The following is a 25258-nucleotide window of genomic DNA, read 5'->3' as shown; positions in this document are numbered from 1 at the left end:
GTGGCGCCGCTCAGGCAGCCTGGCGCCGGTGGTTGGCGAAATGGCCGGCAAAGGCCTGCGTCAGTGCCGGCAGCACCTGCATGGCGTTGCCCACGATGCCGTAGTGCGCAAATTCGAAGATCGGCGCATTCGGGTCGGTGTTGATGGCCACGATCACGTCCGAGGCTTCCATGCCCACCCGGTGCTGGATGGCGCCCGAGATGCCCGCCGCGATGTACAGCTTGGGCCGCACCGTCTTGCCGGTCTGGCCCACCTGGCGCTCGGCCTCCACCCAGCCCGCCTGCACGCAGGGGCGGGTGGCGCCCACCTCGCCGCCCAGCACCCGGGCCAGCTCGAACACCAGCTTGAAGTTGTCGGGGTTCTTCAGCCCCTTGCCCCCGCTCACGATCACGTCGGCATAGGGCAGGTTGATCTGCTGGCTGTTGGCGTCGGCAATGAAGTCCAGAAGCTTGGTCACGATCTGGGTCTCCACCATGCCCAGGCTCTCCTGTGTGATCTCGCCGCTGCGCGTGGCGTCGATCGCCGGCATGGCCATCACGCGGGGCCGCACCGTGGCCATCTGCGGCCGGTAGGCCAGGGTCATGATGGTGCACAGCAGCGAGCCACCGAAAGTCGGCCGGGTGGCGGCCAGGGCACGCGAGACGGGGTCGATCTTCAGCTCGGTGCAGTCGGCGGTCAGCCCGGTCAGCAAGGTGGTGGCCACCGAGCCTGCCAGATCGCGCCCCATCGAGGTGGCGCCCAGCAGCAGGATCTCGGGCTGGTGCTTGTTGACCAGGTCGGTCAGGCCCTTGGTGAAGGGCTCGTTGCGGTAGCCCTTGAGCACCGGGTCATGCATCACATAGGCTTTGTCGGCGCCCATGGTGAAGGCCTCGGCAGCGAACTTTTCCAGGACTTCGTCGTCGCCGCCCAGGATCACCGCGCCCACGCTGCTGCCCAGGGTGTCGGCCAGCTTGCGCGCCTCGCCCAGCAGTTCCCAGGACACGCTGTGCACATGGCCTCGGTCGTGTTCGATGAACACCCACACGCCCTTGTAGGCCTTCAGGTGCTCGGGCAATTCCAGGTTGCGGCCCCGGCCGGCGGGGCGTGCCCCAGCGGTGGCCGGGGCGGGCGTGGCGGAAGGTGTGGGCGTGCTCATGTCAGCTCCTTCATCAGCAGATCGGATTCGAGCGTGGGGTGGCGGGTGAAAATCTTCTGGATCAGGTTCAGCGACACGTCGCGCAGGCTGGAAGTCTCCAGCGCCAGCATGTCGGCCTTCTCGCTGCGCGGCGTGGGGCCGAACACCTTGCTCACCACCGTGGGCGAGCCCTTCAGGCCGATCTTGGCCGGGTCTTCGATGCCGGCCTGCTCCTTGTTCCATTTGCGCACCGGGTAGGCCGCGGCGTGGATCATGGCGGGCAGGTTGGCAAAGCGCATCTCGTTGGTGTTTTCGAGCATCGTGATCAGGCAGGGCAGGGCGGTTTTCAGCACCTGCACCCCGCCTTCGGCGCGCCGCTCCACTGTGATGGTGCGGTTCACCAGATCGGTTTCGATGATGCGCGACACATAGGTCAGCAGCTGCAGGCCCAGGCGCTTGGCAATGCCCGGCCCCACCTGGGCGGTGTCGCCGTCGATGGTCTGCTTGCCGGTGAATACGATGTCCACCGCCTGCTCGCGGGCCAGTTGGCGCACGCCGGCCGCCAGGGCGTACGAGGTGGCCAGGGTGTCGGCACCGGCAAAGGCCCGGTCGGTCACCAGCACCGCGTCATCGGCCCCGAAGCCGATGCACTTGCGCAGCGCATCTTCGGCCTGCGGCGGGCCCATGCAGAGCATGGTCACCTTGCCGCCCAGCTTGTCCTTGAGGCGCAGCGCCTCCTCGAGCGAGAACAGGTCGTAAGGGTTGACGATGGCCGGCACCCCCTGGCGCATGATGGTGTTGGTCACCGGGTGGACCCGGATCTGCGCCGAGTCCGGAACCTGCTTGATACAGACGACGATGTGCATGGCTTGCCTCTCCTTGGGCTTATGCGGCGGTGCGCGGGGTCATGGATGCGCGCAGCCGGTCCAGCGGGACATGCTGCGTGCCCTGGGTGTCCTGAAACACCTTGAACACCTTCTCCTGCGCCGGCGTCGAGTTCACGAAGTCGGCATAGGCCTGCGTGAGCAGGTCCCGGTACACCGTGAACAGCTTCACTTCGTCGCTGGTGGGCGCGGCGGATTGCTGGCGGATGTACTGAAAAAAGCGCTTCAGGATGTGCAGGCGGCTCACGTTGACCACCTTCTGGTCAAAGGGCACGCCGAAAAATTCAAGAAAGTCCTCTGCCGAGGACAGCGACTTGAGTTGCATGAGCAGGTCTTCCATGGGTTCACTCCTCGGTAGGACAGGATCGGGGATCGGCCCCGGAGGGCCGGGTGTGGGGCAGTTGCGCGCCGTCGCACTGGGCGCATTCACTGTCGGGGCGCAGGGCCTGGGCAGGGCCCGTTGGGGCACCGGCTGCCTCCAGCCGCGCCACGCGGTCCAGCAGGCAGGACACGGCCTTGCCCAGCGGGTCGGGGATCAGGTGGTGGTTGAGGTCGAAGCCGTGCGGCGCATCACGCCGGCGCGCCACCACCCGGCCGGGGATGCCGACCACGGTGGCACCCGCAGGCACCGGCTCGATCACCACCGAGTTGGCGGCGATGCGGGCGTCGTCGCCCACCTCGATGGCGCCCAGGATCTTGGCACCGGCCCCGACCACCACCCGGTGGCCCAGCGTGGGGTGGCGCTTGCCGGCACGCCAGGTGGTGCCGCCCAGGGTCACACCGTGGTACAGGGTCACGTCGTCGCCGATGTCGGCGGTCTCGCCGATCACCACCCCGGCGCCGTGGTCGATGAAAAAGCGCTGACCAATGTGCGCCCCGGGGTGGATGTCCACCTGCGTCAGGGCCCGGGCCACAAAGGCCATCCAGCGCGGCAGGTAGCGCCAGCCCCGCTGCCACAGGGCGTGCGCCACCCGGTGCCAGGCCACGGCATGCACGCCGGGGTAGATCGTCCACACCTCCAGCCGGTTGCGTGCGGCGGGGTCGCGTGCCAGCACGCAGTCCACGTCGGCGCGCAGGCTGGCCCACCAGCCGGGTTGCCCGGGCGTTGCCGTGGTCGGGGCCGGCTCGGGCAGCGGCGGGATGAGGCGGGTGTTCATGCTGCCATCGCCTTCAGGTCGGTCAGCGCCGGGCCCTCGCTGAGAAAGCGCACCAGGTCGGCGGCATTGGGCTCGCGCTTCACGCGCACCGCGTGCTCGCGCACGCGGGCCAGCAGGTGGCTGGCCAGCGGGCCATCCTCCACCTCCACCCCCAGGGCGCTGTAGGCCTGGCGCACTGCATGGGCACCCGAGTGCTTGCCCAGCACCGTGCGGCGCTGGCGGCCCAGCTCGGCGGGGTCAAAGCTCTCGTAGGTGCTGGCGTTCTTCAGCAGGCCATCGATGTGGATGCCCGACTCATGGGTGAACACCGCTTCGCCCACAATGCTTTTGTTGAAGGCCACGCTGCGCCCCGAGGCCCGCTCCACCAGGCGTGAAATGCCCAGCAGCGCGCGCGTGTCGATGCCGGTCTGCCCCTGGTGCAGGTGGCGCAGGCCCATCACCACCTCTTCGAGGGCGGCGTTGCCGGCGCGCTCGCCCAGGCCGTTGACGGTGGTGTTGGCGTGGCTGGCCCCGGCCCGCAGGCCGGCCAGGGTGTTGGCGGTGGCCAGGCCCAGGTCGTCATGGGCGTGGACTTCGATCTCCAGGTCCACCGCGGCGCGCAGGCGGGCAATGGCCTCGTGGGTGGCAAACGGGTCCAGCACGCCCAGCGTGTCGGCAAAGCGGATGCGGCGCGCCCCGCAGGCCTGGGCGCGGCGGGCCACCAGGTCCAGAAAATCGGGGTCGGCGCGCGAGGCGTCCTCAGCCCCCACCGAGATGTGCCGGCCGCTGGCCACGGCCAACTCCAGCACCTCGGTCATCTGGCGCAGCACCGCCTCACGCGATTGGCGCAGCTTGTGTTCCAAGTGGATATCCGACACCGGGATCGACAGGTGGATGATGTCGGCCCCCGTGCGCAACGCCTGGTGCAGATCGCCCCGCGTCATGCGGCCCCACACCATCAGGCGAACCGGCAGGCCCAGGGCCACGATGGATTCGATGCTGGCCAGTTCTTCCTGGCCCATGGCCGGGATGCCGATCTCCATCTCGGGCACGCCGGCTTCGGCCAGGGCGCTGGCAATCGCGCATTTCTCGGCATCGGTGAACGCCACGCCGGCAGTCTGTTCGCCGTCGCGCAGGGTGGTGTCGTTGATCACTAGCGAGGAGGTCATGGATGGGGTCCTTCCTGCCCCTTCTTCGCAAAGCGCGTGCCATGGGCCACAGCCTGCAAACCCGACACGGATGGGCCGCTGCAGCCCCTGTTGTCGGCCTGCAAACCCCACCCCCTGCGGCCTGCGATGTCGGGAATGTGCTGTTTGCAACACGTGGCGCGGCAGGGCCGCGACAGCCCGGAAAAGCGGCCCTGCCAAAGCAGCAAGGGCCGGCATGGCCGGCCCTTGTGAACAGGGGGTGATGGGTGGGGGATGGGAGCGGTGCGGGGGCGGCCCAAGCCCTGCGGGTTCAGAGCCTGTTCAGGCTCTCTCGCGCTCTCAGGCTCTGGCTCAGGCTCTCAGGCCTCGCGGGCGTGGTTGCGGGTGTGGCGTGGCAGCTCGATCACCAGGTCGGCGTCGCGCACTTTCACGCAACAGGCCAGGCGCGACTGCGCGTCCAGCCCCCAGGCGTTGTCGAGCTGGTCGTTTTCCTCATCGTCGGGCGGGCTCAGCGAGCCGGCACCGCTGCGCACATGCACGTGGCAGGTGGCGCAGGCCGCCACCATCTCGCAGGCGTGCTCGATGGCAATGCCGGCCTCCAGCAGGCCGCGACACAGCATGGCGCCGCGGCGCATGTCCAGCGTGCGGCCTTCGGGGCACAGCTCGGGGTGGGGCAGCAGCGTGATCTGGGGCATGGCGGGCCACCCTCAGCTCAGGCTGTCGATCAGCTGGCCCGACAGGGCGCGCTGGATCGACGCGTTCATGCGCCGGGCCGCAAACTCGGCGGTCTCTTGCGACAAGGCCTCGCTGGCCTCGCGCAGGCGCTCCAGCGGGGCCTCGGTCTCCAACTGCTCGGCCAACTGGTACAGGGCCTGGCGCACACGGGCCAGCTCGGCCCCGTTCAGCAGGGCGTGGTCTTGGGCCAGCGCGCCCTCGGTGGCGTCCAGCAGGCGCCGGGCGTCCACCTGGGCCTCGCGCAGGGCGCGCAGCTGCATGTCGGCGCGGGCCGCGCCCACCGCGTCTTGCAGCATGGCCGCGATCTGGCTGTCTTGCAGTCCGTACGAGGGCTTGACCTCGACATGGGCCTGCACCCCGCTGGTCTGCTCGCGTGCGCTCACCGACAGCAGGCCATCGGCATCGATCTGGAACGTCACCTGGATGCGCGCCGCCCCGGCCACGGCCGGCGGGATGCCGCGCAGCTCAAAGCGCGCCAGGCTGCGGCATTCGGCCACGCTGTCGCGTTCACCCTGCACCACGTGCAGGGCCATGGCGGTCTGGCCGTCCTTGAAAGTGGTGAACTCCTGGGCCCGCGCCACCGGCAAGGTCGAGTTGCGCGGAATGATCTTCTCCACCAGGCCACCCATGGTCTCCAGCCCCAGCGACAGCGGGCACACGTCCAGCAGCAGCCAGGGGTCCTGGCGGCCATTGCCGGCCAGCACATCGGCCTGCATGGCCGCCCCCAGGGCCACCACCTGGTCGGGGTCGATGTCGGCCAGCGGTGCCCGGCCAAAAAAGGCCTGCACTGCCTCGCGGGCCAGCGGCATGCGCGTGGAGCCGCCCACCAGCACCACGCCGTCCAGTTCGTCGGCCTTCAGGCCGGCGTCGCGCAGGGCGCGGCGCGAGGCCTGCAGGGTGCGCTCGATCAGCGCCTGGCCCAGCGTGGCAAAGGCGGCCCGCGTCAGCTCGGCCTGCAAGGGCGGGGCGCCCTCCAGGGCCAGGCGCATGAGCACCTCAGGCGCGTCGCTCAGGGCCTCCTTGGCGGTCCGGGCCGCAGCCAGCAGGCCACGCTGAACCCCAGGGGGCAGGCGGGCGGGGGCCTCCAGCGCGTGCTGGGCGCAGAACCACCGAGCGATCACGGCGTCGAAGTCGTCACCGCCCAGGGCCGAATCGCCTCCCGTGGCCAGCACCTCGAACACGCCCTGGCTCAGGCGCAGCACCGAGATGTCGAAGGTGCCGCCGCCCAGGTCGTAGATGGCGAAAGTGCCCTCGGCGCGCTGGTCCAGGCCGTAGGCAATGGCGGCCGCCGTGGGTTCGTTGAGCAGGCGCAGCACGTTCAGGCCGGCCAGGCGCGCGGCATCCTTGGTGGCCTGGCGCTGGGCGTCGTCAAAATATGCCGGCACCGTGATCACCACGCCCGACAGCGGCCCGCCCAGCGTGGCTTCGGCCCGCTCGCGCAGCGCGCCCAGGATGTCGGCCGACACCTGCACCGGCGAGCGCTCGCCCGCGGCGGTGGCCAGGCTCACCATGCCGGGGCGGTCCAGAAATTCATAGGGCAGGTCGGCCGCTTCGCGCACGTCGGCCAGGCCCCGGCCCATGAAGCGCTTGACCGACACCACCGTGTTGCGCGGGTCGCTGGCCTGCTGGGCCTGGGCCTCGTACCCCACGCAGGGCGCGGCCTCGGCCTGGTAGCGCACCACCGAGGGCAACAGGTAGCGGCCCTGGGCATCGGCCAGGGCGCGGGGCAGGGCGCTTTGCACGGTCGCAATCAGCGAGTTGGTGGTGCCCAGGTCGATGCCGGCGGCCAGCACGTGCTGATGGGGCGCGGCGCTCTGGCCGGGTTCGGTGATTTGCAACAGGGCCATGGCGCTGGGGCTCCCGGTTCAGACGGCGAAGCTTTCGCCGCAGCCGCAGTTGGCGCGCGCGTTCGGGTTGTTGAACTTGAAGCCCTCGTTCAGGCCTTCGCGCACAAAGTCCAGCTCGGTGCCGTCCAGCATGCCCAGGCTGCGGGGGTCAACGATCACGCTCACGCCATGGGCCTCGAAGCAGGTGTCCTCGGGGTTGGCCTGGTCGACGAACTCCAGGGCATAGGCATAGCCTGAGCAGCCGCTGGTTTTCACGGCCAGGCGCAGGCCCAGTCCCGAGCCGCGCTTGTAAAGCGATTTCTGGATGTGGCGGGCGGCCGCCGGGGTCAGGCTGATCATGGGGGCTTCTCCTTCAGACCGAGAACGAACTGCCGCAGCCGCAGGTGGTCTGCGCATTGGGGTTGTGGATCACGAAGCGCGAGCCTTCCAGGCCCTCTTCGTAATCGACGCGTGCGCCCATCAGGTACTGCTGGCTCATGGCGTCGACCACCAGGGCCACGCCTTCGGTGACGATGGTGGTGTCGTCTTCGGCCAACTGGTCGTCAAAGGCAAAGCCATATTGGAAGCCCGAGCAGCCGCCACCCGTCACATACAGGCGCAGCTTCAGGTCGGGGTTGCCTTCTTCCTCGATCAGTTCGGCCACCTTGGCGGCGGCCTGGTGGGTGAATTCGAGCAGCGAGGGCATCAGGCCGGGCGGGGCGGCCTCTACAGGGGTGGGGCTGGCGTGGGCCATGGCGGTATTCCTTGGTCGGTGGTTGGGGGGGGGCGGGTCTGGGTTGGGGGGAGGGGGATCGTTCAGCCCTGGCTGGCGCTGGAGCGGCACACCGGCTGCTCGCTCACCACGGCGGCCTGGCCGGCGTGGCGCGCTCGGTAGTCGGCCACTGCGGCCTTGATGGCGTCTTCGGCCAGGATGGAGCAGTGGATCTTCACGGGCGGCAGGGCCAGCTCTTCGGCGATCTCGGCGTTCTTGATGTTGAGGGCTTCGTCCAGGGTGCGCCCGCGCACCCATTCAGTGACCAGCGAGCTCGACGCAATCGCCGAGCCGCAGCCATAGGTCTTGAAGCGCGCGTCTTCGATCACGCCGGCTGCGTTCACGCGGATCTGCAGCCGCATCACGTCGCCGCAGGCCGGGGCCCCGACCATGCCGGTGCCAACGCCCTCGTCCTCGGCGCTGAAGGCCCCCACGTTGCGGGGGTTTTCATAGTGGTCGATCACTTTGTCGCTGTAAGCCATGGGGTACTCCGTGTCGGATTGGGGGGATGAAGAAGGGCGCCAGCAGCCGGGCACCGGCTCAGTGCGCCGCCCACTGGATGCTGGACAGGTCGACGCCGGCCTGCACCATGTCCCACAGCGGGCTCATGGCGCGCAGGCGCTCGACCACTTCGCTGACCTGGGCGATGGCAAAGTCGATCTCGGCCTCGGTGGTGAAACGCCCCAGCGAGAAGCGCACCGAGCTGTGGGCCAGCTCGTCGCTGCGGCCCATGGCACGCAGCACGTAACTGGGCTCCAGGCTGGCCGAGGTGCAGGCCGAGCCCGAGGACACGGCCAGGTTCTTCACCCCCATCAGCAGCGATTCGCCCTCCACGTAGTTGAAGCTCACGTTCAGGTACTGGGGGGCGCGCTGTTGCGGGTGGCCGTTGAGCACCACCGAGTCCATCTTTGACAGGCCGGCCCACAGGCGCTCGCGCAGGGCCTCGATGCGGGTGTTGTCGGCCGCCATGGTCTCGCGGGCCAGCCAGAAGGCCTCGCCCATGCCCACGATCTGGTGCGTGGGCAGCGTGCCTGAACGCATGCCGCGTTCGTGGCCGCCGCCATGCATCTGCGCATCGATGCGGATGCGGGGCTTGCGGCGCACATACAAGGCGCCAATGCCCTTGGGGCCGTAGATCTTGTGGGCCGACAGCGACATCAGGTCGATGGGCAACTGTTCCAGGTCGATGGGCACCTTGCCGGCGGCCTGCGCCGCGTCCACATGGAAGATCACGCCGCGGGCGCGGCACATGGCGCCCAGCGTGGCCACGTCCTGGATCACGCCGGTCTCGTTGTTCACGAACATCACCGAGGCCAACACCGTGTCGGGGCGCAGCGCGGCCTCGAACACGGCGGGGTCGACCAGCCCGCTGTCCAGCACCGGTAGCACCGTCACTTCATAACCCTCGCGCTCCAGGTCGCGCAGGCTGTCGAGCACGGCCTTGTGCTCGGTGGCCAGTGTCACCAGGTGGCGCCCGCGCCCCTTGTGGAAATGTGCGGCGCCCTTGAGGGCCAGGTTGTTGGATTCGGTGGCGCCCGAGGTCCAGACGATCTCGCGCGGATCGGCATTGATCAGCGAGCAGACCTGCTCACGGGCCAGCTCCACCGCCTCTTCGGCGGCCCAGCCGTAGGCATGCGAGCGGCTGGCCGGGTTGCCGAACAGATTCGTCAGGTAAGGCAGCATCCTGTTCAGCACCCTGCGGTCCACGGGTGTGGTGGCGGCGTAGTCGAGGTAGACCGGCTGGCCTTGGCCGGGCGGGGCTTTGTCTGCACGCGGATCGGTCATGTGGAGCTCCTGCTGTGTGAGTGGGTTGGCAGGCCTGTTTTGCAACTTCGGTGCCACGCGATTTCGTGTCGGCAAGCGTGCTTTTGCGACGTGGTTTGTCGTTTCTTTGTTGCCTCTTTGTTGTATTTGTGGGCGCGCCTTCCCTGGTCAGCCACAGGGCTTGTCGGGTTTGTCGCAATTGAACGGGGCGGGCGGCTGCGGTGGTTGCGGGCGCACGAATGTCGTGGCACGCCATGCCCCATGGACAGTGCTGGCGCAACCGGGTCTTTACACAGGTGTCAGTCTCGCGATAGGTATATTTTTTGCATCTCTGCTTGCGGGTGGCGCTGCAAGCCCGGGCGCCACCCAAAGCTGGTGCAGGTGGTGTCTGAAATGGTGGCTGCCGCTGTCCCACAAGGACGCAGGCAGCGCAAACCCCGCGATGGCGCACGAGAACGAGGCCCTATGGTGAGCACACACGAATCTGAAGCCCGGCGAGAGCTGCACGCGATCTACGAGGTCAGCAAGACGCTGTCGACCTCGCTCGACATCGCCAAGACTTTTCGGGAAGCCCTCAACTACCTGCTGCACGCCTGCTCGTGGCGCCGCGCCTTTGTGCTGCTGGGCGAACCCGAGGGGCGCCTGCGGGGCCTGTGCTCGGTGGGGCTCACCCGCGAAGAGCAACAGCGCCTGCATTTTCAGTCGGGCGAAGGCATCGTGGGGCGGGTGTATGCCAGTGGCGTGCCGGCGGTGGTGCCCGACATCCGCAACGAGCCCCTGTTCCTGAACCGCACCGGCGGCGCCGATCAGTCGCTGGAGAGCTGCGTGGCCATGCTGGTCATGCCCATCCGAGCCGACCGGCGCACCATCGGCGTGGTGTCGGTCGACTGCCTCAACCCCGGGGCGCGTCGCGTGTTTTCCGAAGACCTGCACCTGCTCAAGATGGTGGCCACCATGATGGGTCAGGCTTTTCTGCTGCATCGCAGTGTGAGCGCCGCCCACGATTCGCTGCAAAACGAGGCGCGGCGCATGCACAAGGCCTTGAAGCCCGTGCAACTCAGCGACCAGGTGGTGGGCTCCTCGCCGCCCATGCTGGCCGTGTTCGCCCAGGTCGAACAGGTGGCCGCCGCCCGTACCACCGTGTTGCTGCGTGGCGAGAGCGGCACCGGCAAGGAGGTGATTGCGCGCGCCATCCACAACCTGTCGCCACGGCGCAACGAGGCTTTTGTCTGCGTCAACTGCGCCGCCCTGACCGAGTCGCTGCTGGAGAGCGAGCTGTTCGGCCATGAGAAGGGCGCCTTCACGGGCGCCCAGGGCCAGCGCAAGGGGCGCTTCGAGATGGCCCACGGCGGCACCTTGTTTCTGGACGAGATCGGGGACATCTCGGCCTCGTTCCAGGCCAAGCTGCTGCGTGTGCTGCAAGAGCGCGTGTTCGAGCGTGTGGGGGGGGCCTCGCAGGTGAAGGTGGATGTGCGCCTGATCCTGGCCACCAACCGCAACCTGGAGCGCATGGTGCAGGCCGGCGAGTTCCGCGCCGACCTGTACTACCGCATCAACGTCATCAGCATCCAGCTGCCGCCTTTGCGTGAGCGGCGTGGCGACATCCCGGCCATGGCCCAGCACTTTCTGGACCGCTTCAACCGCGAGAACGGGCGCCAGTCCCGCTTTGATGTGTCGGCCGTGCGCGTGCTGTCGAGCTGCTACTGGCCCGGCAATGTGCGCGAGCTGGAGAACTGCGTGGAGCGCACCGCCACCATGGCCGGCAATGGCGTGATCACTGACCTGGCCTTTCCGTGCCGCGAAAACCGCTGCCTGACCCAGGTGCTTCACCACATCGATCGCGAAGACGCCGTGCGCCCCGGCCGCCACGGGGTGATCCCGATCCATGAGGTGCCGCAGGGGCGTGCTGGCCAAGCTGCTGAGGCGGGCGCGGCGCTGCCAGCCCCTCCGTCGTTGCCGCCCGCAGCGGTGGATGCCTTGCCCGATGCCGCCGGCCACGCCGATCACGATCCCGCCGAAGACGATGCGCTGGACGCCGAAGACGATGCGCTGCCCAGCCTGGTGGCCGGCCTGCCCGCCCCGGCCAACGCCGACGGCAAGCCCGAGGGCGAGCGCGAACGCCTGATCTGGGCCATGGAGCGCTGCGGCTGGGTGCAGGCCAAGGCGGCGCGGCTGCTCAAGATCTCGCCGCGGCAGATGGGCTATGCCTTGCGCAAGCATGGCATTGAAGTGCGCAAGTTCTGAACGGGGCGGCCCTGGCCCCTTGTTCTGGCTTTGTAGCCCCCTTGTCGTCCCTGTGTGCGCTTTGTCGCAAGCCTGACAAGCGCACCGCTCTCCTGTCCGGGCTGTCGTGACACTGACACCCTACAAAGATGACAAGCTGTTGATTTAAAAGAAGTTTTTGGGTGGCATGGATTTGGCTAAAGAAGCCTGAGGCCGCCACTCCGGGTGGCCAGGAAGGATCTCCATGCAATCCGCTTCCCCCGCCAGCAGCACCCCACCCGCCGTCGCCTTTGTGGGCATTGGACAGATCAAGCGCCTGGGCGACCCCCTGGACATCCCGGCCCCCTCGGGGGGCTGCAGCACCGAAGGCGGCGAGGGCAAGGCCAGCTGCGGCTCCTCCGGCGGCCCCGACGACATGCCGCCCGAGATCTGGGAGAAGGTCAAGAACCACCCCTGCTACTCCGAAGAGGCGCATCACCACTACGCCCGCATGCACGTGGCGGTGGCCCCAGCCTGCAACATCCAGTGCAATTACTGCAATCGCAAGTACGACTGCAGCAACGAGTCGCGCCCCGGCGTGGTCAGCCAGAAGCTCACGCCCGAGCAGGCCGTGAAGAAGGTGGTCACCGTGGCCAGCGAAATCCCGCAGATGACCGTGCTGGGCATTGCCGGCCCGGGCGACTCGCTGGCCAACCCCAAGAAGACCTTCGACACCTTCCGCATGCTGCAGGAGCAGGCCCCCGACATCAAGCTGTGCCTGTCCACCAACGGCCTGGCGCTGCCGGACCTGGTCGATGAGATCTGCCGCTACAACATCGACCACGTCACCATCACCATCAACATGGTCGACCCCGAGGTGGGGGCCAAGATCTACCCCTGGATCTTCTGGGACCACCGCCGCATCACCGGCATCGAGGCTGCCCGCATCCTGCACGAACGCCAGATGCTGGGGTTGGAGATGCTGACTGCACGTGGTGTGCTCACCAAGATCAACTCGGTGCTGATCCCCGGGGTGAACGACGAGCACCTGATCGAGGTGAACCGCGAGGTCAAGAAGCGCGGCGCCTTTCTGCACAACATCATGCCCCTGATCTCCGAGGCCGAGCACGGCACGGTGTTTGGCCTGACCGGTCAGCGCGGCCCCACCGCGCAAGAGCTCAAGGCCGTGCAGGACGCCTGTGCCGGCGGTGCCAACCTGATGCGCCACTGCCGCCAATGCCGCGCCGATGCGGTGGGCCTGTTGGGCGAAGACCGCAGCGAAGAGTTCACCCAGGACAAGATCGACCAGATGGAGGTGGTGTACGACCTGGATCGCCGTCGCAGCTACCAGGAGCAGGTCGAGATCGAGCGCCAGGCCCAGCACCAGGCCAAGCAGATGGCCCTGGCCGGCGCCAGCGCGTTGCCGGTGGACGACCTGAAGCTGCTGGTGGCGGTGGCCACCCAGGGTGGGGGCCGCGTGAACGAGCATTTTGGCCACGTCACCGAGTTCCAGATCTACGAGGTCTCGGCCCAGCAGACCCTGTTTGTGGGCCACCGCCGGGTGGACCTGTACTGCCAGGGCGGCTATGGCGACGACGAGCAGTTGCCCTCGGTGGTGCGTGCCATCAACGACTGCCATGCCGTGCTGGTGTCCAAGATCGGCGCCTGCCCGCGCGATGAGCTGTCGGTGGCCGGCATCGAGCCGGTGGACGCCTACGCGGGCGAGTTCATCGAGAAGGCCGTGCTCGAGTGGTTCAACGACTACCGCAGCCGCGTGGCCAGCGGCGCCCTGGTGCACCAGCACCGCGGCGATGCGCAGATCCGCCAAGGGGCCTTCACCGGCGCGCAGCAGGCGGCCTGAAGCCAGCGAGCCTTGCCCTGGCATCACCCTGGCACCCTCTTTTTCAACCCCACTTTCACCCCAGCAAAGGAGCGCCATCATGGCTTTGAAGATCATCGGTTCCACCTGCACCGGCTGCTCGGCCTGCGAGCCTGAATGCCCCAACGTCGCGATCCGCGAAAAAGGCGGCACCTATGTCATCGACCCCAAGAAGTGCACCGAATGCGAAGGGCAGTTTGACTCGCCCCAGTGCGTGGCGGTGTGCCCCGTCGACGGCTGCATCGTGAAGGCCTGACATGCTGCCCAACCTTCAAATCACTGCCGCCGCCGACAAATTCATGCGGCGCATCGTCCGCTTCTCGGGCCTGCCCGAGGGCGCTGGCTTTCGGCTGTTGGTCAGCGAAGGCGGCTGCTCGGGCTACAACGCCGAGTTCAGCGCCGAGCCCGCCCCGCGTGAAGGCGAGCAGACCCTGGAACACCAGGGTCTCAAGATCTTCCTGCCGGCCGAAAGCCGCCTGCTGCTCGATGGCGTGACCATGGACTTTGCCGACACCCCGACCAAGTCCGGCCTCACCTTCGTCAACCCCAAGCAGTCGGCCTGTGCCTGCAGCAGCAGCGCCGAGGCTGCGCCCCCCGGCGTGGCGCGCATCGAGATCGGCTCGATCAGCCGCGGCCGCCCGGCCAGCCTGCTGTCCTGACGCAGGGCCCGCGCCATGAGCTTCGCCCCCCTGGCTTTCGACGAACAGGCGCTGGCGGCCTTTGCCGACAGCGTGGTGGGCGCCGGCCTGGGGCCCGAGGCCTTGGCCCTGATCGAACAGGCGGGCCAGTTGCGCGAGCAACCCGAGGCGGCCCTGCGCTGTCTGCAACAGGCCCGGTGCCTGGCGCCGCGTCACCCGGTACCGGTGATTGCCGTGTACCGCTTCCATTTCTATGCGCATGAGCTGGCGCTGGCCCGTGCCGCCGGCGAAGACGCGCTGGCCCTGGCCCGCTACGCGCTGGGCCCTGATTTCGGTGACGAGCCACCCAGCGACGAGGCCACCCGCCACGACGCTGCGGTGCGTTTCTACCTGTTCACGCTCAAGGGCCTGGCCTACCTCAACCTGCGCCTGGGTGACTGGCCCCAGGCCTGGCTGATGCTGGGCGAGCTGCGCCGGCTGGACCCGCAAGACCGTGTCGGCGGCTCGCTGCTGTTGCAGGTGCTGGAGCGCCGCGAGGCCGGCGAAGACCCCGACACCCCGCTGTGGCAGGAAGGTGATCCCGTACGCGGCTGGAGGCCCCGGTCATGAGCACGCGCCCGGATGTCCACGCCCGCGATGCTGCCGAAGCCGACATTCCGGCACGGCACTGGTCGGGTGCTGCACTGGACTGCAGCACCTGCGCGCAGCACGCTCTGCTGCAGCGGCCTCCGGGCCAGGGCTGCCAGCCCGGCCACGCCTGCCTGCACGATGCCTACGCCCGGCGCATCAGCCGCTTTCTGAGCTGGCACCCCGGGCTGGCCGATGCCCAGTTGCAGCACCCGTATTTCGAGGTGCGCGCGATCGCCGTGCGCCATGCCAGCGTGTTCCGCCTGCCGGCCTTGCTGCGCGACCCCGACGAAACCGTGCGCATGCAGGTGGTGCAAAGGCTGCCGATCGCTCAGTTGCTGGCCCACCTGCCCCTGCTGGCACAGGACCCGCACCGCGAGGTGCGCCTGCGTGTGGCCCAGCGACTCGACCCGGCGCGGCTGGGCCCGCTGGTGTGCGATCCCGACTATGGCGTGCGCGAATGCGTAGCGGCCCGCCTGCCCCTGCCCCTGCTGAGCACCCTGGCAAGCGACCCTGACAGGGCGGTGCGCCTGCGCGTGGCGCAGCGGCTCGAGATGCCTGCGCTGCTGGCCCTGGTCGACGACCCCGAAGGCGAGGTGCGGCGTGCCGTGGCCCAGCGCCTGCCCGCCGCCTTGCTGCCCACGTTGCTGGGTGACCCCGACTGGCGCGTGCGCTGGGAGGTGGCCCAGCGTGCCGTCCCCGCCGCCTTGGGCCCCTTGCTGCAAGACGACGACCCCGAGGTGCGTGCGGCTGCCCGCCAGCGCCTGCCCCTGGCCTCGGTCCCCCAGCCTGTCCCCTCCAAGCATCGGAGCAATGCCCATGGCTGACATCAATCGTGACGATGACCTGATCGAGATCGCCTCGCCCCCGCGCTTCGGCTTTGGCGAGCGGGTGGTGGCGCGTTCGGTGGTGCGCAACGACGGCACTTACAACGGCCTGGACATCGGCGCCGTGCTGGTGCAGCGCGGCGAGATCGGCTACGTCACCCAGATCAACACCTTTTTGCAGCAGTTCTACATCTATGCCGTCGATTTTGTCGACTCGGGCCATCGGGTCGGCATGCGGGCCAAGGAACTGTGCACCCTGGACCACCTGCCCGACGAGGTGTTGCAGCAACTGGGCGACCAGGCTCAGGCGCTGAACCACCTGGGCTTGCCACCCGCCCCCAAGGAGGACCTGCCATGACCGCCCCCCAACTGCCGATCGAAGCCCGCAGCGCCGTGTATGCCTGGGGCCAGCGCGTGATCGCGCTGGACGACCTGGTCAACGATGGCAGCCACCCCGAGTGCGCCCCCGATGCCCTGCTGGCGCCACGCGGCAGCGTGGGCGAGGTGGTCAACATTGGCCATGCCGTCGAGCTCAACGAGCCTGTCTACCTGGTGCAGTTTGCCCAAGCCGTGGTTGGCTGCCTGGAGGTCGAGCTGGCCCCGGCCCCGGCTGGCCTGCTGCCCGAGACCGACGAGGTGCAGGCATGAACGGGCGTTGCGTGGGCGGCGCCCAGGTGCGCCCCCTGCGGCCGCTGCGGCAGACGCGCCAGATGCTGCGCGCCCTTCAGGCGCGCCGGCGTGAGCTGCCCTCGGGCGTGGCTGCCCAGCCCGGCACCTCGGCAGACAGCCGCGTGATGGACCTGCTGATCCGGCAGGTGCAGCGCGTGCTGGGCGAGCGCAGCCGCTACCGCTACGTGAAGCCGCGGGTGCTGCGCGAAGGCGAGGGGGTGCGCATCGAAAGCCCCTGCTGCTCGCGCAACATCGACCGCAGCGGCGGCGTGATCGACATCGCCTTGCTGCAGCCCGGCACCTCGCGCGGGAGCCGGGGCTGGACCCTGTTTGCCCGCAACCACGCAGCCGGCTGCTGGGCTGCACAGGCCGAAGACGAGGCGCTGCAACCCCTGCTGGCGCTGCTGTGCCAGGACCCGCAGCGGGTCTTCTGGCCTTGAATGGTGCTGCCACCCCCGTCGGAATCCCCCATGATCTACCTCGACCACAACGCCACCACCGCGCCCAGCCACGCCGTGCTGCAGGCCATGGCGCAGGCCATGGCGCAGCACTGGGCCAATGCCTCGTCGCAACACGCGGCAGGGCAGGAGGCCCGCCGCTGCCTGGCCCAGGCGCGCCAGCAGTCGGCCCAGGCCCTGGGCTGCAAGCCGGCCGAGTTGGTGTTCACCAGTGGTGCGACCGAGTCCAACCAACTGGCCGTGCGCGGCCTGCTGGCCGGGGCGCCGCTGGGGCGCCGGCGCGTGCTGTTCAGCCAGGTGGAGCACAGCGCCCACTTGGCCCTGGCCCGCAGCCTGGTGACCCAGGGGGTGTCGGTGGGCTGGCTGCCGGTGCGGCCCGACGGGGCGCTCGACCTGCGGGCCGCTGCCGAGCTGATCAACCCCGAGGTCGCCCTGGTGTCGCTCATGGCCGCCAACAACGAGACCGGCGTGCTGATGCCGCTGGCCGAGGTGGTCGCGCTGACGCGCCAGGCCGGTGCGCTGCTGCACACCGACGCCACGCAGTGGCTGGGCAAGCTGCCCTTCCGGTTTGACGACTGCGCGGCCGACGCGGTCAGCTTCTCGGCCCACAAGTTCCATGGCCCCAAGGGCGTGGGTGGCCTGCTGCTGCGCCAGGGCCTGGCCTTTCATTCGCCCGTGCCGGGCAGCCAGGAGCGCGGTCGCCGCGGGGGGACTGAGAACCTGCCCGCCATCGTCGGCCTGGCCACGGCCCTGAGCTCATTGGGCGACGCGGGCGCCGTGAACGCAGAAGCCCGGCGCCAGGCCGCCCTGCGCGATGCACTGGAGCAGGGCCTGGCCCAGGCCTTGCCCGCGCTGCAGGTGTGGGGCCAGGGCCAGGCCCGGCTGCCGGGCACCAGCTATTGGCGTGTGGGCCAACTGGCGGCCGACACGGTGCTGCAGCGCCTGGCGCGTCTCGGTGTGGCGGCCTCATCGGGCGCGGCCTGCTCCTCAGGCGGCAGCCAGCCTTCGCATGTGTTGTCGGCCATGGGCGTGCCCCGAGAGCACGCGCTGGCGGCGGTGCGCCTGTCGCTGGGCCGTGACAGCACGGCCGACGATGTGAGCGCCGTGCTGCAAGGCCTGCCGCCCCTGCTGGCGCCGCTGCTGCACGAAGCCCAGGCCTGTCACTGAAGCTCACGACTGAGCCCCCTTTTTTCCAACCCCGAACCCAACGAGAGGCTCCCCATGAAAGTCATGATCCGAAAAGACAGCAAAGGCCAGCTCAGTGCCTACGTGCCCAAGAAGGACCTGGAGGAGCCCATCGTCTCGATGGTCGAGCCCGGCATGTGGGGGGGGCTGGTCACCCTGGGCAATGGCTGGCAGCTTGACTTGCCGGCCATGGCGCCCGACACGCCGTTGCCCATCACGGTCGAGGCCCGTCGCATCGCGGTCGCCGAGTGATCTTCAGCCGATCACCCGCCGAATCCGTCCTGATCCCTGCCACCCCAGGAGCCCCCCATGAGTCTGATGCCCGAACACCTGCACGAAGCCAGCCAGCTGGTGGGTGCCGCCTCCAGCCTGCGTGATGCCGCCGCGCTGTGGCGCGCCCACCACCCCGAGATCCGAGCCCTGGTGGTGGACGCCTTCGACATGCGCGACGAAGCCCCCACCCTGATCCTGGGCGCACGCCGCGTCTACCTGGCCGCCAGCGACGGCCATTGCTGGCAGGTCACGCAGGAGCCGGCCCAGGCATCGGCGCTGATCCTGACCGAGGGCTGAGCATGCAGACCGACACCATCGCCCTGTTCGAGCCCGAGGCTGGCCCGCAGGAGAGCGCGCTGATCCAGGCCGTGCTCGATTCGGGCCGCTGGAGCGACGGCCCCATGCTGGAGGCCTTTGAGCAGGCCTTTGCCGGCTGGGTAGGCCGCGCCCATGCCGTGGGCGTGGCCAGCGGCACCCTGGGCACCTGGATGGCCCTGCGCGCCCTGGGCATCGGGCCCGGCGATGAGGTGGTGTGCGCGGCCCACACCTGGCACCAGGTGGCCCAGTCCATCACGCTGTGCGGTGCCACCCCGGTGTTCGCCGACATCGACTACTGGAGTGGCTGCCTGAGCGCCGACAAGGCCGCCCTGCGCATCGGCCCGCGCACCCGGGCCCTGCTGGCCGGCAACACGAACGGCCACCCGGCCGCCTGGGGGCCGCTGCGGGCCCTGGCCCAGGCCCACGGCCTGGCACTGATCGAAGACAGCACCGAGGCACTGGGCTCGCGTTACAGCGGCCAGACCGTGGGCAGCTTTGGCGATCTGGCGGTGTTCGACTTCTCGTCCCCGTTGGCCCTGTGCACGGGCGAGGGCGGCATGGTGGTGACCGACGACGAGTCACTGGCCCACGAGCTGCGCTACCTGCGCCAGCGCCGCCTGAGCGACCGGCATTCGGTGTCGGTGGGCTCGCGTGTGCCCCTGCAGGCCGGCCTCAGCGAACTGAGCGCCGCCCTGGGCCTGGCCCAACTGGCCTCGCTGGACGAGCGCCTGCAGCAACGCAAGCAGGTCGAGGCCTGGTACCACGAGCAGATGCAAAGCTTTGAAGGCATCAAGCCCCCTTATCTGGGAGAGGACGTGGACGAGGTGCACTGGATGCTCTATGTGGTGCACCTGGGCAAGCGCTTCACCGCCAGCGCCCGCACCCAGATGATCGACGACCTGCGGGCCTGCGGCATCGAAAGTGCCGCCTACAGCCACCCTTTGCACCAGCAGTTCTTCTATATGAACGCCGGCGACACCATCGGCCGCAAGCGCGGTTTGCTGCCCGACACCGAGCGCATCGGCGACCGCGCCCTGGCCCTGCCGCTGCATGGCGGCCTGGGGCCGCAGCACATCCAGTACATCGTCAAGACCCTCAAGGACACCGCCACCAATGTCGGTGCCGGGGCCGCCATCTACCTGTGAAAGCCGCCCATGAACACACCTTTGATGGCCACCCTGGCCGAGCAGTTTGACAAGGGCCTGATCGTGCCCTATCTCGGCCCGGGCATGCTGGCCCTGTGCCCCGAGGCCCCGGTGCCGGCCACGCCGCTGGCCCTGGCCGAGCTGATGACCTCGCAGGTCAGCGTGCCGCACAAGATCCGCAAGCGGCTGACCCAGGCGGCGCAGTTCATCGAAAACTTCAAGCACCGCAAATCGGTGGTGCACCTGATGAATCAGGCCTTTGCCGCGCCCACCAAGCCCTCGGCCCTGCACCTGGCCCTGGCCCGCAGCCATGTGGGCCTGCTGGTGGACGCCTGGTACGACGACACCCTGGCCACCGCACTGGCCCAGGTGCGGCCTGAGGGCGGCTGGCTGCAGCTGCAGGGCCTGTCGCAATCGGAGCATTTCGGCCACTGGACCGGTGCCTATGCCGCCAACGGCGAATTCCTGCCCCAGGCCCCGGGCGGCGCGCAGCCCATTCTCTACAAGCCCATCGGGGCCCATGCGCCGGCTGGCAACTACCTGGTGTCTGACAGCGACTATGTCGAGGTGCTGACCGAGATCGACATCCAGACCCCCATCCCGGCGGCTGTGCAGGCCTGGCGCAGCGGGCGGCATTTTCTGTTTCTGGGCTGCCGCTTCGACGACCAGCTCACGCGCAGCTTCGCGCGCCAGATCATGAAGCGCTCCAGCGCCCAGCACTGGGCCGTGCTGCCCGACGAACCCACGCGCATGGAGGCGCGCTTTCTGCAGGAGCAGGGCATCACCCGCATCGCCCAGCCGCTGGCCAGCTTTGCCGCCGGCCTGGTGGTGGCCCTGCAGGACACCGCCACCGCCTGAGCGCCTCGACCCCGGTTGCCCCGTCACCCATTTCCTCAACCAGAACCAGCCTTGAGCTGACTACCACCATGACCGCACTGACCGTCCTGCCCTCGGGCAAAACCTACGAAGCCACTGCCGGCAGCACCCTGCTGCAGGCCCTGCTTGCCGTTGGCGAGGTGATCGCCAGCAAATGCGATGGGCAGGCCAAATGTGGCGCCTGCCATGTGTTCATCCAGGAGGGGCGCAAGGGCCTGTCCAAGATCCAGAAGCTCGAAAACGAGAAGCTCGACGCCCTGGTGGGCGTCAGCTCCAAGTCGCGCCTGGCCTGCCAGGTGGTGCTGGGCACGGAGCCTGCCACCGTCGAGCTGCTCAGCTTCGTCTGAGGCGGCTGGTGAGCACCCCCGGCCCGGCCCAGCCGGGCCCCACCTCGCAGCCTTCGTCCACCCGGCGCGAGATCGATCTCTCGGGCCCTTCGCCCTGGGCCACCGGGGCCTTGCTGGGCCTGGTCGAGCAGGCTGCCCATGGCGTGCTGGTGCTGTGTGAAGGCCTGGCCCGCGATGAACTGCTGGGTTCGCGTCTGACGCGGGCCGAAGTGCTCAGGCACCTGCTCACACTGGCCGTGTCAGCCACTCAGCTGGATGCCGCGGTGCAGGCCGTCATGCCCGAGTTGGATTGGGCCGGCTGGGCCGCCCTGGCCCCGCGCCTGCGCGCTCCCGCCGGCCCCGAATTGGACGAGGCGCTGTGGTTCGCTGTCGAGTCGCTGGTGCCCGCCACCTTGCTGTGGCTGCGCTTTTACCGCCAACAACAGCCGCGGTGGTATCGCATCGGGCTGTGAGGGCAACGCTCGGTGGGAGGGTGACTCAGAGGGGGACCCGCGAACCTGTGCTTGTTTTGACGGGCCATGCCTGGGGCCCCAAATCTTCCTCAGCCTCTGCAAGAGAACCACAGGCACAGTTGGCTGGGCAATTACTGGGTCGGACGCGAGGGGGCTTGAGCGGCCTTTTCCGTTTGGGCCGATCCCTGCCCAACGGATTCTGAAACCAAGGCTGCGGTGGTGGTGGCAGACCGACCGTCGATGCTGGATTTCACAACCCATGAGACGGCGCCAGCTGTTGCCAAGCCAATGGCGATCATTGTCGACACAATCCAGCGTAGATTGACGGATGACTCTTTGTGCATCTCAGTGCGCAGGCGCTCCACATTCAGGCCTGCTTCACCCACTGCCTTGTTGATGTCTGAACGCAGTGTCTGAAAGGTTTCACCCTGGTGGGCGATCATGACTTTGATCTCGGCACGGAATTCGGCTTCCGCCTGCTTGGCAGCCAGCAAGTCTTTATCGACCTGCAGCCGAGCGTTTTGGAACTGAAGGGCAATCTCTTCGCGAGAATGGGATGTCATGGTCTCACCAGTATAGGGGCCAGCTTGCTTTTGTACTTCACCCAGTGGCATGCGGATTTCAGTGAGATCTATCGCTGTTTCGTCAAAGCCCTGCTCAAGTTGCGGGACATGGGGGGGCAAGCTGGTCGCCGACGAATAGACCAGATGAACGGATCCTTCGGGGCCCACACCAAACGCAGAGTCAAACTGAATTTTTTCAGTGGGCTTGATCTGCGAATGGGACTTAGCCATCTGCAAAAACCGCTGAAAGCTGGGGTCGAAGGTCACCTCAACCGTTGCCGGCATGGGGCTGGCCCTTCGCGGTACCCGCTGGCACGGCTGTGGCTGCCCTGGGTTCCAGGGATTCCACAGTCTTCACCATGTGTTCAAAAAAACTCTTCGACATCTGAACAGTCGTTCGGATCAGCTTCTGTTCTCTCGCACTGTGGCGCTCTCCTGAGATCACAGGCACAAGCATCGAGTCGATGAAGGTCAGGAGGTACAGGACCTCGCCCGTTGAGGTAACGCCTCTCGTGACCGAATATTGGCTGGGTTGGTGCACCACGTAGTCGTCAGCAAATTCGGGGTCGCTCGTGTGGGGATCCGTTGTTGTTCGCATGCTGCCTCCTTCTGCGTACCTTTGGTTTCATGGCCTGATGTACCCCTTGACGGCTCAATCTCTCTGAGTACGGCACACCATCCCTCTTCACCAGCACCGGCGGCGCACTTTCGGTGAGAGGAACCGGGGGCAGGCCCAGCCAGGTGGTCAACTGGGTCATGACCTCATCCCTACCTGGCTCTGAAGAGCTGGTCTGGCTGGGCAGCCCGTTTCTGTGGAGTAGAGGAAGCCGTATCAGGCCTGATTTGGCAAGCGCCATTCTTGCAGCTGACCGGGCCTCTATCCGTTACCAAGTTTTGCTGAGTGATGCTTGAACCATCGCTGTTTAACGGGGCTTGAAGGAAGGCGGAACCCAACGTCGGGCGACGGCAGGCATGGCCTGCCTCGGAATCAGGGAGCGTTCAATGTCTCAAACACTTACCTCAGCCCAGCTTGCCGCGCTCGGCGTTCGAGAAGTTGCTCAGATGACCTTCGCGAGCGGCCTGGCGGCGTGCCGAGGCGATGATGGCCTTGCTCTGGCCTGGTGGCACCGGGGCGCTGATCTGGCGCTCCAGGCTGCTGCTGCCACATTGGGGGCAGGTGGGGGTGCTGCCGGCACGCACCAGGGCTTCAAAGCGGTGGCCGCAGGCCGGGCAGTGGTAGTCGTAAAGAGGCATGGCAGGGGTCCTTGCGTGGTGGGGGCATCAGGCGGCGAGCGGCGGCGGGCTGGCGCAGCGGCCAGGCTCGAGGCCCGGTGGTGGGGGCGAATCGGTGTGAGTAGGCGCATGGGCATGGGCACAGCCCTCCAGCCCGGTGGGGCCAGACAGCGTGGCGAGACTGGGGCCCAGGCCCACCCAGGCGTGCACGGCCTCGGTCACAAAGCCCAGGTGGTGCTGGGTGCCGCACTGCATCAATGGGCGGCGTATCAGCAGGGGTTCTGCCAGCAGGCAGGCCAGGGCCTCGTCGCCGTTCAGGGTGTCGGGGTCGAGCAGGCCCTGGCGGATGCGGGGCGCCGCGCGGTTGAACCAGTCGGGCACGGGCTGGCCGTGCAGAAAGGGCAGCAAGGTATCGGGGGTCCAGGCGGTGCGCAGCAGGTCGCGCACCTCCAGGGTATGGCCCGCAGCGCGCAGTGCGGCCTTCTGCCGGGCGTTGCCACCGCAGCCGGGCTTTTCGTAGAAGACGATGTGGCTCATGCGGGCTCCTCCGGGGGCCGGGGGTGGGCTTGCGCCCAGGCCGCGTGGCCGCCCACCAGGTCACACACGTCCACATAGCCGAAGTCGGCAAACATCTGGGCCCAGGTCTGGCTGGCGTGGCCGTGATGGCAGTAGATCAGGATGGGGCGCTTGCGATCGGTCTGCAGCAGCAGCGCGTCCTGGTTGTGCGGGCCCAGGCGCACCGAGCCGGCCCAGCCATCGCGCTGATGGCTGCCCGGGTCGCGTGCATCCAGCACCAGGGCGTGGGGCCGGCTGGCGCACCAGCGCTCCAGCTCGGCCAGCGTGAGCCGGCGGAAGAGGCGGGGGCCGCGCATGGCGCCGTCGCTCAGACCGGGCGGTTTTCGTTGGGGTTGCGCACCGGCCCCATCAGGCTCAGGCCTTCGGCGTAGGTGATGGTGTCAAAGGTCACGTCGTACTTGAGCGCCGCATCGGCCACGGCATCGAGCTTGCCGGCCGTGTCTTTCTTCTTGAGCTCGCTCTTCTCCAGGTACAGCAGGTCGAGCAGTTCGTTGTAGACGGTCGACTCGTCGATGGGCAGCACATAGAACAGCGCGCCGCGGTAGGGCACCTGGTACTTTTTCGACAGGTCGATGTTGTTGCAGAACAAAAAGTACTTGCCGCCGGCGCTCAGGCTGTCGCCCAGCACCTCGGCCACGTCTTTCAGGTGCTCGAAGCTCAGCAGGTAGCCGGCGAAGAAAGGCAGGTGGGCCTCCCCCACCTGGGCGACGGCCATCACCTGGTCGCAGGTCAGTTCGGGGGGGCGGGCCTCGTCGGCCAGCTTGGCGGCAAAGCGCAGCGCCAGCTCGCCCCGGAAGCCGACCCGACCGGGCTTGGCCGTGGGCGCCTTGAGCACGGGGTTCAGCAGTCGGCCATCGGCATCGAGCGGGCCCAGGGCCGTGTCTTCAATGGGTTTGCGCACCAGGGTTTCAGTCATGGTCAGTCCTTGGAAGGGTGGAGGAAACAGGGGGGCCGGCCGCGCGGTTGCGCAGGTGGTCGGCGGTCTTTGAAAAGGCCTGCATCAGCGCGTGGCGCAGGCCTGGGGGCACCTCGATGGCGAACAGGGCGGCCTGCATGCAATGCAGCCAGGCATCGCGCTCGGCGTCGCCAATGGCAAAGGGCTGGTGACGCATGCGCAGGCGGGGGTGGCCGCGCTGCGCGCTGTAGTCATGCGGGCCACCCAGCCATTCACACAGATAGCTCACCAGCACGGCCTTCACCGGGCCCAGGTCAGCAGGGTGCATGGCGCGAATCACCTGTGCCTCGGGGCGCTGGTCCATCTGCGCATAGAAGGCCTCGACCAGGGCCTGTACCCGGGTCAGGCCACCCAGTTGCTCATAGTGCGACACCTGGGGTGACACGGGCGCGGACACGGGCACCGATGCCGTCATCAGGTCGGTGGGGGCCGTGGGTTGGGGCTGCGTGCTCATGCCCCTCTTTCTGCAATGACCGTACCAGGCCAGGCGCGCACGCAGGCGGCCACCAAACGCGACAAAACAGCCCCTGCGGGGCGCCCGCATCCGCGGGGCGGGGCTGGCCGGGACCGGTTTGTCGCAAACGGAACAAAGCGCTGCAGCCGGCCGGACAAAGCGCCCGCCAAGTCTGTCGCAAGCCGACATGTTGGCGTCGTTT

34 protein-coding genes are annotated in these 25258 nt (G+C 68.2%); 16 read left to right on the top strand and 18 right to left on the bottom strand.

The features are described 5' to 3' along the window. Window positions 1-10 precede the first annotated feature (10 nt). From AC07PT_RS26610 to AC07PT_RS26560, 11 genes are all read right to left on the bottom strand, one after another. Window positions 11-1135, bottom strand: coding sequence for an electron transfer flavoprotein subunit alpha/FixB family protein (locus tag AC07PT_RS26610; RefSeq protein WP_494658698.1), 1125 nt, complete (start codon window positions 1133-1135; stop codon window positions 11-13). Beyond that, window positions 1132-1980, bottom strand: coding sequence for an electron transfer flavoprotein subunit beta/FixA family protein (locus AC07PT_RS26605; protein ID WP_492345892.1), 849 nt, complete (start codon window positions 1978-1980; stop codon window positions 1132-1134). The genes AC07PT_RS26610 and AC07PT_RS26605 overlap by 4 nt, the downstream gene beginning before the upstream one ends. Window positions 1981-1999: 19 nt before the next feature. After that, a complete protein-coding gene (gene nifW, locus AC07PT_RS26600; RefSeq protein WP_492345891.1) occupies window positions 2000-2338 on the bottom strand; it encodes a nitrogenase stabilizing/protective protein NifW in 339 nt (112 codons plus the stop codon). A 4-nt stretch (window positions 2339-2342) separates the two neighbouring features. Further along, window positions 2343-3155, bottom strand: coding sequence for a serine O-acetyltransferase (cysE, locus tag AC07PT_RS26595; protein ID WP_494658697.1), 813 nt, complete (start codon window positions 3153-3155; stop codon window positions 2343-2345). Beyond that, the gene (gene nifV, locus AC07PT_RS26590; protein ID WP_492345889.1) at window positions 3152-4303 is read right to left on the bottom strand and encodes a homocitrate synthase; all 1152 of its coding nucleotides are present in this window, start codon (window positions 4301-4303) and stop codon (window positions 3152-3154) included. The genes cysE and nifV overlap by 4 nt, the downstream gene beginning before the upstream one ends. A gap of 338 nt (window positions 4304-4641) precedes the next feature. Next, window positions 4642-4977 carry an ISC system 2Fe-2S type ferredoxin gene (fdx, locus tag AC07PT_RS26585; protein WP_492345888.1) on the bottom strand — a complete coding sequence of 112 codons (336 nt, stop codon included), beginning with the start codon at window positions 4975-4977 and terminating at the stop codon, window positions 4642-4644. Between the two features lie 12 nt (window positions 4978-4989). Continuing rightward, the gene (gene hscA / locus AC07PT_RS26580) at window positions 4990-6864 is read right to left on the bottom strand and encodes a Fe-S protein assembly chaperone HscA (protein WP_494658696.1); all 1875 of its coding nucleotides are present in this window, start codon (window positions 6862-6864) and stop codon (window positions 4990-4992) included. Between the two features lie 18 nt (window positions 6865-6882). Next, window positions 6883-7203 (bottom strand): iron-sulfur cluster assembly protein IscA, encoded by a 321-nt coding sequence (iscA, locus tag AC07PT_RS26575; RefSeq protein WP_019572744.1) that lies wholly within the window; start codon window positions 7201-7203, stop codon window positions 6883-6885. Between the two features lie 13 nt (window positions 7204-7216). Beyond that, window positions 7217-7597: an iron-sulfur cluster insertion protein ErpA gene (gene erpA / locus AC07PT_RS26570; protein WP_492345886.1), complete on the bottom strand. Its 381-nt coding sequence runs from the start codon at window positions 7595-7597 to the stop codon at window positions 7217-7219. 62 nt (window positions 7598-7659) lie between these two features. After that, window positions 7660-8097 (bottom strand): Fe-S cluster assembly scaffold IscU, encoded by a 438-nt coding sequence (gene iscU / locus AC07PT_RS26565; protein ID WP_492345885.1) that lies wholly within the window; start codon window positions 8095-8097, stop codon window positions 7660-7662. A 58-nt stretch (window positions 8098-8155) separates the two neighbouring features. Then, a complete protein-coding gene (locus AC07PT_RS26560) occupies window positions 8156-9400 on the bottom strand; it encodes an IscS subfamily cysteine desulfurase (protein ID WP_494658695.1) in 1245 nt (414 codons plus the stop codon). Between the two features lie 444 nt (window positions 9401-9844). Here AC07PT_RS26560 and nifA point away from each other — a divergent pair, with 444 nt between their 5' ends. The 16 genes from nifA (at window position 9845) to AC07PT_RS26480 (ending at window position 21275) form a co-directional block, all read left to right on the top strand. Continuing rightward, a complete protein-coding gene (gene nifA, locus AC07PT_RS26555; RefSeq protein ID WP_494658694.1) occupies window positions 9845-11623 on the top strand; it encodes a nif-specific transcriptional activator NifA in 1779 nt (592 codons plus the stop codon). Window positions 11624-11846: 223 nt separating this feature from the next. Next, window positions 11847-13442 (top strand): nitrogenase cofactor biosynthesis protein NifB, encoded by a 1596-nt coding sequence (nifB, locus tag AC07PT_RS26550; protein ID WP_494658693.1) that lies wholly within the window; start codon window positions 11847-11849, stop codon window positions 13440-13442. A 79-nt stretch (window positions 13443-13521) separates the two neighbouring features. Further along, the gene (locus AC07PT_RS26545; RefSeq protein WP_019572750.1) at window positions 13522-13716 is read left to right on the top strand and encodes a 4Fe-4S binding protein; all 195 of its coding nucleotides are present in this window, start codon (window positions 13522-13524) and stop codon (window positions 13714-13716) included. Window position 13717: 1 nt separating this feature from the next. Further along, a complete protein-coding gene (locus tag AC07PT_RS26540; protein ID WP_492345881.1) occupies window positions 13718-14119 on the top strand; it encodes a HesB/IscA family protein in 402 nt (133 codons plus the stop codon). A gap of 15 nt (window positions 14120-14134) precedes the next feature. Continuing rightward, entirely contained in the window at window positions 14135-14707 is a 573-nt protein-coding gene (locus tag AC07PT_RS26535; protein WP_494658692.1) for a hypothetical protein, read from the top strand. After that, complete coding sequence (locus AC07PT_RS26530) at window positions 14704-15552, top strand: 4Fe4S-binding leucine-rich repeat protein (RefSeq protein ID WP_494658691.1); 849 nt, start codon at window positions 14704-14706, stop codon at window positions 15550-15552. The genes AC07PT_RS26535 and AC07PT_RS26530 overlap by 4 nt, the downstream gene beginning before the upstream one ends. Continuing rightward, complete coding sequence (locus AC07PT_RS26525) at window positions 15545-15910, top strand: nitrogen fixation protein NifZ (protein ID WP_494658690.1); 366 nt, start codon at window positions 15545-15547, stop codon at window positions 15908-15910. Before AC07PT_RS26530 ends, AC07PT_RS26525 begins: the two co-directional genes overlap by 8 nt. Next, window positions 15907-16200: a nitrogen fixation protein NifZ gene (locus AC07PT_RS26520; RefSeq protein WP_494658689.1), complete on the top strand. Its 294-nt coding sequence runs from the start codon at window positions 15907-15909 to the stop codon at window positions 16198-16200. Before AC07PT_RS26525 ends, AC07PT_RS26520 begins: the two co-directional genes overlap by 4 nt. Then, a complete protein-coding gene (locus AC07PT_RS26515) occupies window positions 16197-16661 on the top strand; it encodes a DUF3024 domain-containing protein (RefSeq protein WP_494658688.1) in 465 nt (154 codons plus the stop codon). Before AC07PT_RS26520 ends, AC07PT_RS26515 begins: the two co-directional genes overlap by 4 nt. 30 nt (window positions 16662-16691) lie before the next feature. After that, window positions 16692-17846, top strand: coding sequence for a cysteine desulfurase family protein (locus AC07PT_RS26510; protein ID WP_494658687.1), 1155 nt, complete (start codon window positions 16692-16694; stop codon window positions 17844-17846). 54 nt (window positions 17847-17900) lie between these two features. Then, complete coding sequence (gene nifT / locus AC07PT_RS26505; RefSeq protein ID WP_492345875.1) at window positions 17901-18116, top strand: putative nitrogen fixation protein NifT; 216 nt, start codon at window positions 17901-17903, stop codon at window positions 18114-18116. A gap of 57 nt (window positions 18117-18173) precedes the next feature. Further along, window positions 18174-18434, top strand: a complete 261-nt coding sequence (locus AC07PT_RS26500; RefSeq protein ID WP_492345874.1) for a hypothetical protein — start codon at window positions 18174-18176, stop codon at window positions 18432-18434. A gap of 2 nt (window positions 18435-18436) precedes the next feature. Then, entirely contained in the window at window positions 18437-19600 is a 1164-nt protein-coding gene (locus AC07PT_RS26495) for a DegT/DnrJ/EryC1/StrS family aminotransferase (protein WP_494658686.1), read from the top strand. A gap of 9 nt (window positions 19601-19609) precedes the next feature. Further along, window positions 19610-20458 carry an SIR2 family NAD-dependent protein deacylase gene (locus AC07PT_RS26490; RefSeq protein ID WP_494658685.1) on the top strand — a complete coding sequence of 283 codons (849 nt, stop codon included), beginning with the start codon at window positions 19610-19612 and terminating at the stop codon, window positions 20456-20458. Window positions 20459-20526: 68 nt separating this feature from the next. Then, complete coding sequence (locus AC07PT_RS26485) at window positions 20527-20823, top strand: 2Fe-2S iron-sulfur cluster-binding protein (protein ID WP_019572762.1); 297 nt, start codon at window positions 20527-20529, stop codon at window positions 20821-20823. A gap of 8 nt (window positions 20824-20831) precedes the next feature. Continuing rightward, window positions 20832-21275 carry a hypothetical protein gene (locus AC07PT_RS26480; protein WP_494658684.1) on the top strand — a complete coding sequence of 148 codons (444 nt, stop codon included), beginning with the start codon at window positions 20832-20834 and terminating at the stop codon, window positions 21273-21275. A 131-nt stretch (window positions 21276-21406) separates the two neighbouring features. Here the strand turns inward: AC07PT_RS26480 and AC07PT_RS26475 are convergent, their stop codons facing one another. From AC07PT_RS26475 to AC07PT_RS26445, 7 genes are all read right to left on the bottom strand, one after another. Further along, window positions 21407-22105: a hypothetical protein gene (locus AC07PT_RS26475; protein ID WP_494658683.1), complete on the bottom strand. Its 699-nt coding sequence runs from the start codon at window positions 22103-22105 to the stop codon at window positions 21407-21409. Between the two features lies 1 nt (window position 22106). Continuing rightward, window positions 22107-22436, bottom strand: coding sequence for a hypothetical protein (locus AC07PT_RS26470; protein ID WP_494658682.1), 330 nt, complete (start codon window positions 22434-22436; stop codon window positions 22107-22109). Window positions 22437-22858: 422 nt separating this feature from the next. Continuing rightward, complete coding sequence (locus tag AC07PT_RS26465) at window positions 22859-23092, bottom strand: FmdB family zinc ribbon protein (RefSeq protein WP_494658681.1); 234 nt, start codon at window positions 23090-23092, stop codon at window positions 22859-22861. Between the two features lie 27 nt (window positions 23093-23119). Beyond that, window positions 23120-23608 carry an ArsC/Spx/MgsR family protein gene (locus AC07PT_RS26460; protein ID WP_494658680.1) on the bottom strand — a complete coding sequence of 163 codons (489 nt, stop codon included), beginning with the start codon at window positions 23606-23608 and terminating at the stop codon, window positions 23120-23122. Next, complete coding sequence (locus tag AC07PT_RS26455) at window positions 23605-23943, bottom strand: thiosulfate sulfurtransferase GlpE (RefSeq protein ID WP_494658679.1); 339 nt, start codon at window positions 23941-23943, stop codon at window positions 23605-23607. The genes AC07PT_RS26460 and AC07PT_RS26455 overlap by 4 nt, the downstream gene beginning before the upstream one ends. A gap of 11 nt (window positions 23944-23954) precedes the next feature. Then, on the bottom strand, window positions 23955-24563 hold the full coding sequence (locus tag AC07PT_RS26450; protein WP_019572769.1) for a hypothetical protein: 609 nt from the start codon (window positions 24561-24563) through the stop codon (window positions 23955-23957). Continuing rightward, complete coding sequence (locus AC07PT_RS26445) at window positions 24556-25056, bottom strand: group II truncated hemoglobin (RefSeq protein ID WP_494658678.1); 501 nt, start codon at window positions 25054-25056, stop codon at window positions 24556-24558. Before AC07PT_RS26445 ends, AC07PT_RS26450 begins: the two co-directional genes overlap by 8 nt. Between the last annotated feature and the right edge of the window lie 202 nt (window positions 25057-25258).

The sequence above is a fragment of the Curvibacter sp. GW821-FHT09D12 genome (genome assembly GCF_059416245.1).
The sequence above is the reverse complement of the archived record's forward strand: the minus strand, read 5'-3'. Positions and strand labels throughout refer to the sequence as shown.

What these genes read in the sequence shown, in the direction of transcription:
- nifW (WP_492345891.1), bottom strand. Translation starts at nt 2,338, where the DNA reads ATGGAAGACCTGCTCATGCAACTCAAGTCGCTGTCCTCGGCAGAGGAC.
- erpA (WP_492345886.1), bottom strand. Translation starts at nt 7,597, where the DNA reads ATGGCCCACGCCAGCCCCACCCCTGTAGAGGCCGCCCCGCCCGGCCTG.
- fdx (WP_492345888.1), bottom strand. Translation starts at nt 4,977, where the DNA reads ATGCCCCAGATCACGCTGCTGCCCCACCCCGAGCTGTGCCCCGAAGGC.
- AC07PT_RS26535 (WP_494658692.1), top strand. Translation starts at nt 14,135, where the DNA reads ATGAGCTTCGCCCCCCTGGCTTTCGACGAACAGGCGCTGGCGGCCTTT.
- AC07PT_RS26455 (WP_494658679.1), bottom strand. Translation starts at nt 23,943, where the DNA reads ATGCGCGGCCCCCGCCTCTTCCGCCGGCTCACGCTGGCCGAGCTGGAG.
- AC07PT_RS26540 (WP_492345881.1), top strand. Translation starts at nt 13,718, where the DNA reads ATGCTGCCCAACCTTCAAATCACTGCCGCCGCCGACAAATTCATGCGG.
- AC07PT_RS26500 (WP_492345874.1), top strand. Translation starts at nt 18,174, where the DNA reads ATGAGTCTGATGCCCGAACACCTGCACGAAGCCAGCCAGCTGGTGGGT.
- AC07PT_RS26465 (WP_494658681.1), bottom strand. Translation starts at nt 23,092, where the DNA reads ATGCCTCTTTACGACTACCACTGCCCGGCCTGCGGCCACCGCTTTGAA.
- nifA (WP_494658694.1), top strand. Translation starts at nt 9,845, where the DNA reads ATGGTGAGCACACACGAATCTGAAGCCCGGCGAGAGCTGCACGCGATC.
- AC07PT_RS26445 (WP_494658678.1), bottom strand. Translation starts at nt 25,056, where the DNA reads ATGAGCACGCAGCCCCAACCCACGGCCCCCACCGACCTGATGACGGCA.
- AC07PT_RS26495 (WP_494658686.1), top strand. Translation starts at nt 18,437, where the DNA reads ATGCAGACCGACACCATCGCCCTGTTCGAGCCCGAGGCTGGCCCGCAG.
- AC07PT_RS26510 (WP_494658687.1), top strand. Translation starts at nt 16,692, where the DNA reads ATGATCTACCTCGACCACAACGCCACCACCGCGCCCAGCCACGCCGTG.
- AC07PT_RS26530 (WP_494658691.1), top strand. Translation starts at nt 14,704, where the DNA reads ATGAGCACGCGCCCGGATGTCCACGCCCGCGATGCTGCCGAAGCCGAC.
- cysE (WP_494658697.1), bottom strand. Translation starts at nt 3,155, where the DNA reads ATGAACACCCGCCTCATCCCGCCGCTGCCCGAGCCGGCCCCGACCACG.
- nifV (WP_492345889.1), bottom strand. Translation starts at nt 4,303, where the DNA reads ATGACCTCCTCGCTAGTGATCAACGACACCACCCTGCGCGACGGCGAA.
- iscU (WP_492345885.1), bottom strand. Translation starts at nt 8,097, where the DNA reads ATGGCTTACAGCGACAAAGTGATCGACCACTATGAAAACCCCCGCAAC.
- iscA (WP_019572744.1), bottom strand. Translation starts at nt 7,203, where the DNA reads ATGATCAGCCTGACCCCGGCGGCCGCCCGCCACATCCAGAAATCGCTT.
- AC07PT_RS26525 (WP_494658690.1), top strand. Translation starts at nt 15,545, where the DNA reads ATGGCTGACATCAATCGTGACGATGACCTGATCGAGATCGCCTCGCCC.
- AC07PT_RS26560 (WP_494658695.1), bottom strand. Translation starts at nt 9,400, where the DNA reads ATGACCGATCCGCGTGCAGACAAAGCCCCGCCCGGCCAAGGCCAGCCG.
- AC07PT_RS26460 (WP_494658680.1), bottom strand. Translation starts at nt 23,608, where the DNA reads ATGAGCCACATCGTCTTCTACGAAAAGCCCGGCTGCGGTGGCAACGCC.
- nifT (WP_492345875.1), top strand. Translation starts at nt 17,901, where the DNA reads ATGAAAGTCATGATCCGAAAAGACAGCAAAGGCCAGCTCAGTGCCTAC.
- AC07PT_RS26470 (WP_494658682.1), bottom strand. Translation starts at nt 22,436, where the DNA reads ATGCGAACAACAACGGATCCCCACACGAGCGACCCCGAATTTGCTGAC.
- AC07PT_RS26515 (WP_494658688.1), top strand. Translation starts at nt 16,197, where the DNA reads ATGAACGGGCGTTGCGTGGGCGGCGCCCAGGTGCGCCCCCTGCGGCCG.
- hscA (WP_494658696.1), bottom strand. Translation starts at nt 6,864, where the DNA reads ATGGCCCTGTTGCAAATCACCGAACCCGGCCAGAGCGCCGCGCCCCAT.
- AC07PT_RS26485 (WP_019572762.1), top strand. Translation starts at nt 20,527, where the DNA reads ATGACCGCACTGACCGTCCTGCCCTCGGGCAAAACCTACGAAGCCACT.
- AC07PT_RS26520 (WP_494658689.1), top strand. Translation starts at nt 15,907, where the DNA reads ATGACCGCCCCCCAACTGCCGATCGAAGCCCGCAGCGCCGTGTATGCC.
- AC07PT_RS26545 (WP_019572750.1), top strand. Translation starts at nt 13,522, where the DNA reads ATGGCTTTGAAGATCATCGGTTCCACCTGCACCGGCTGCTCGGCCTGC.
- AC07PT_RS26605 (WP_492345892.1), bottom strand. Translation starts at nt 1,980, where the DNA reads ATGCACATCGTCGTCTGTATCAAGCAGGTTCCGGACTCGGCGCAGATC.
- nifB (WP_494658693.1), top strand. Translation starts at nt 11,847, where the DNA reads ATGCAATCCGCTTCCCCCGCCAGCAGCACCCCACCCGCCGTCGCCTTT.
- AC07PT_RS26610 (WP_494658698.1), bottom strand. Translation starts at nt 1,135, where the DNA reads ATGAGCACGCCCACACCTTCCGCCACGCCCGCCCCGGCCACCGCTGGG.
- AC07PT_RS26450 (WP_019572769.1), bottom strand. Translation starts at nt 24,563, where the DNA reads ATGACTGAAACCCTGGTGCGCAAACCCATTGAAGACACGGCCCTGGGC.
- AC07PT_RS26490 (WP_494658685.1), top strand. Translation starts at nt 19,610, where the DNA reads ATGAACACACCTTTGATGGCCACCCTGGCCGAGCAGTTTGACAAGGGC.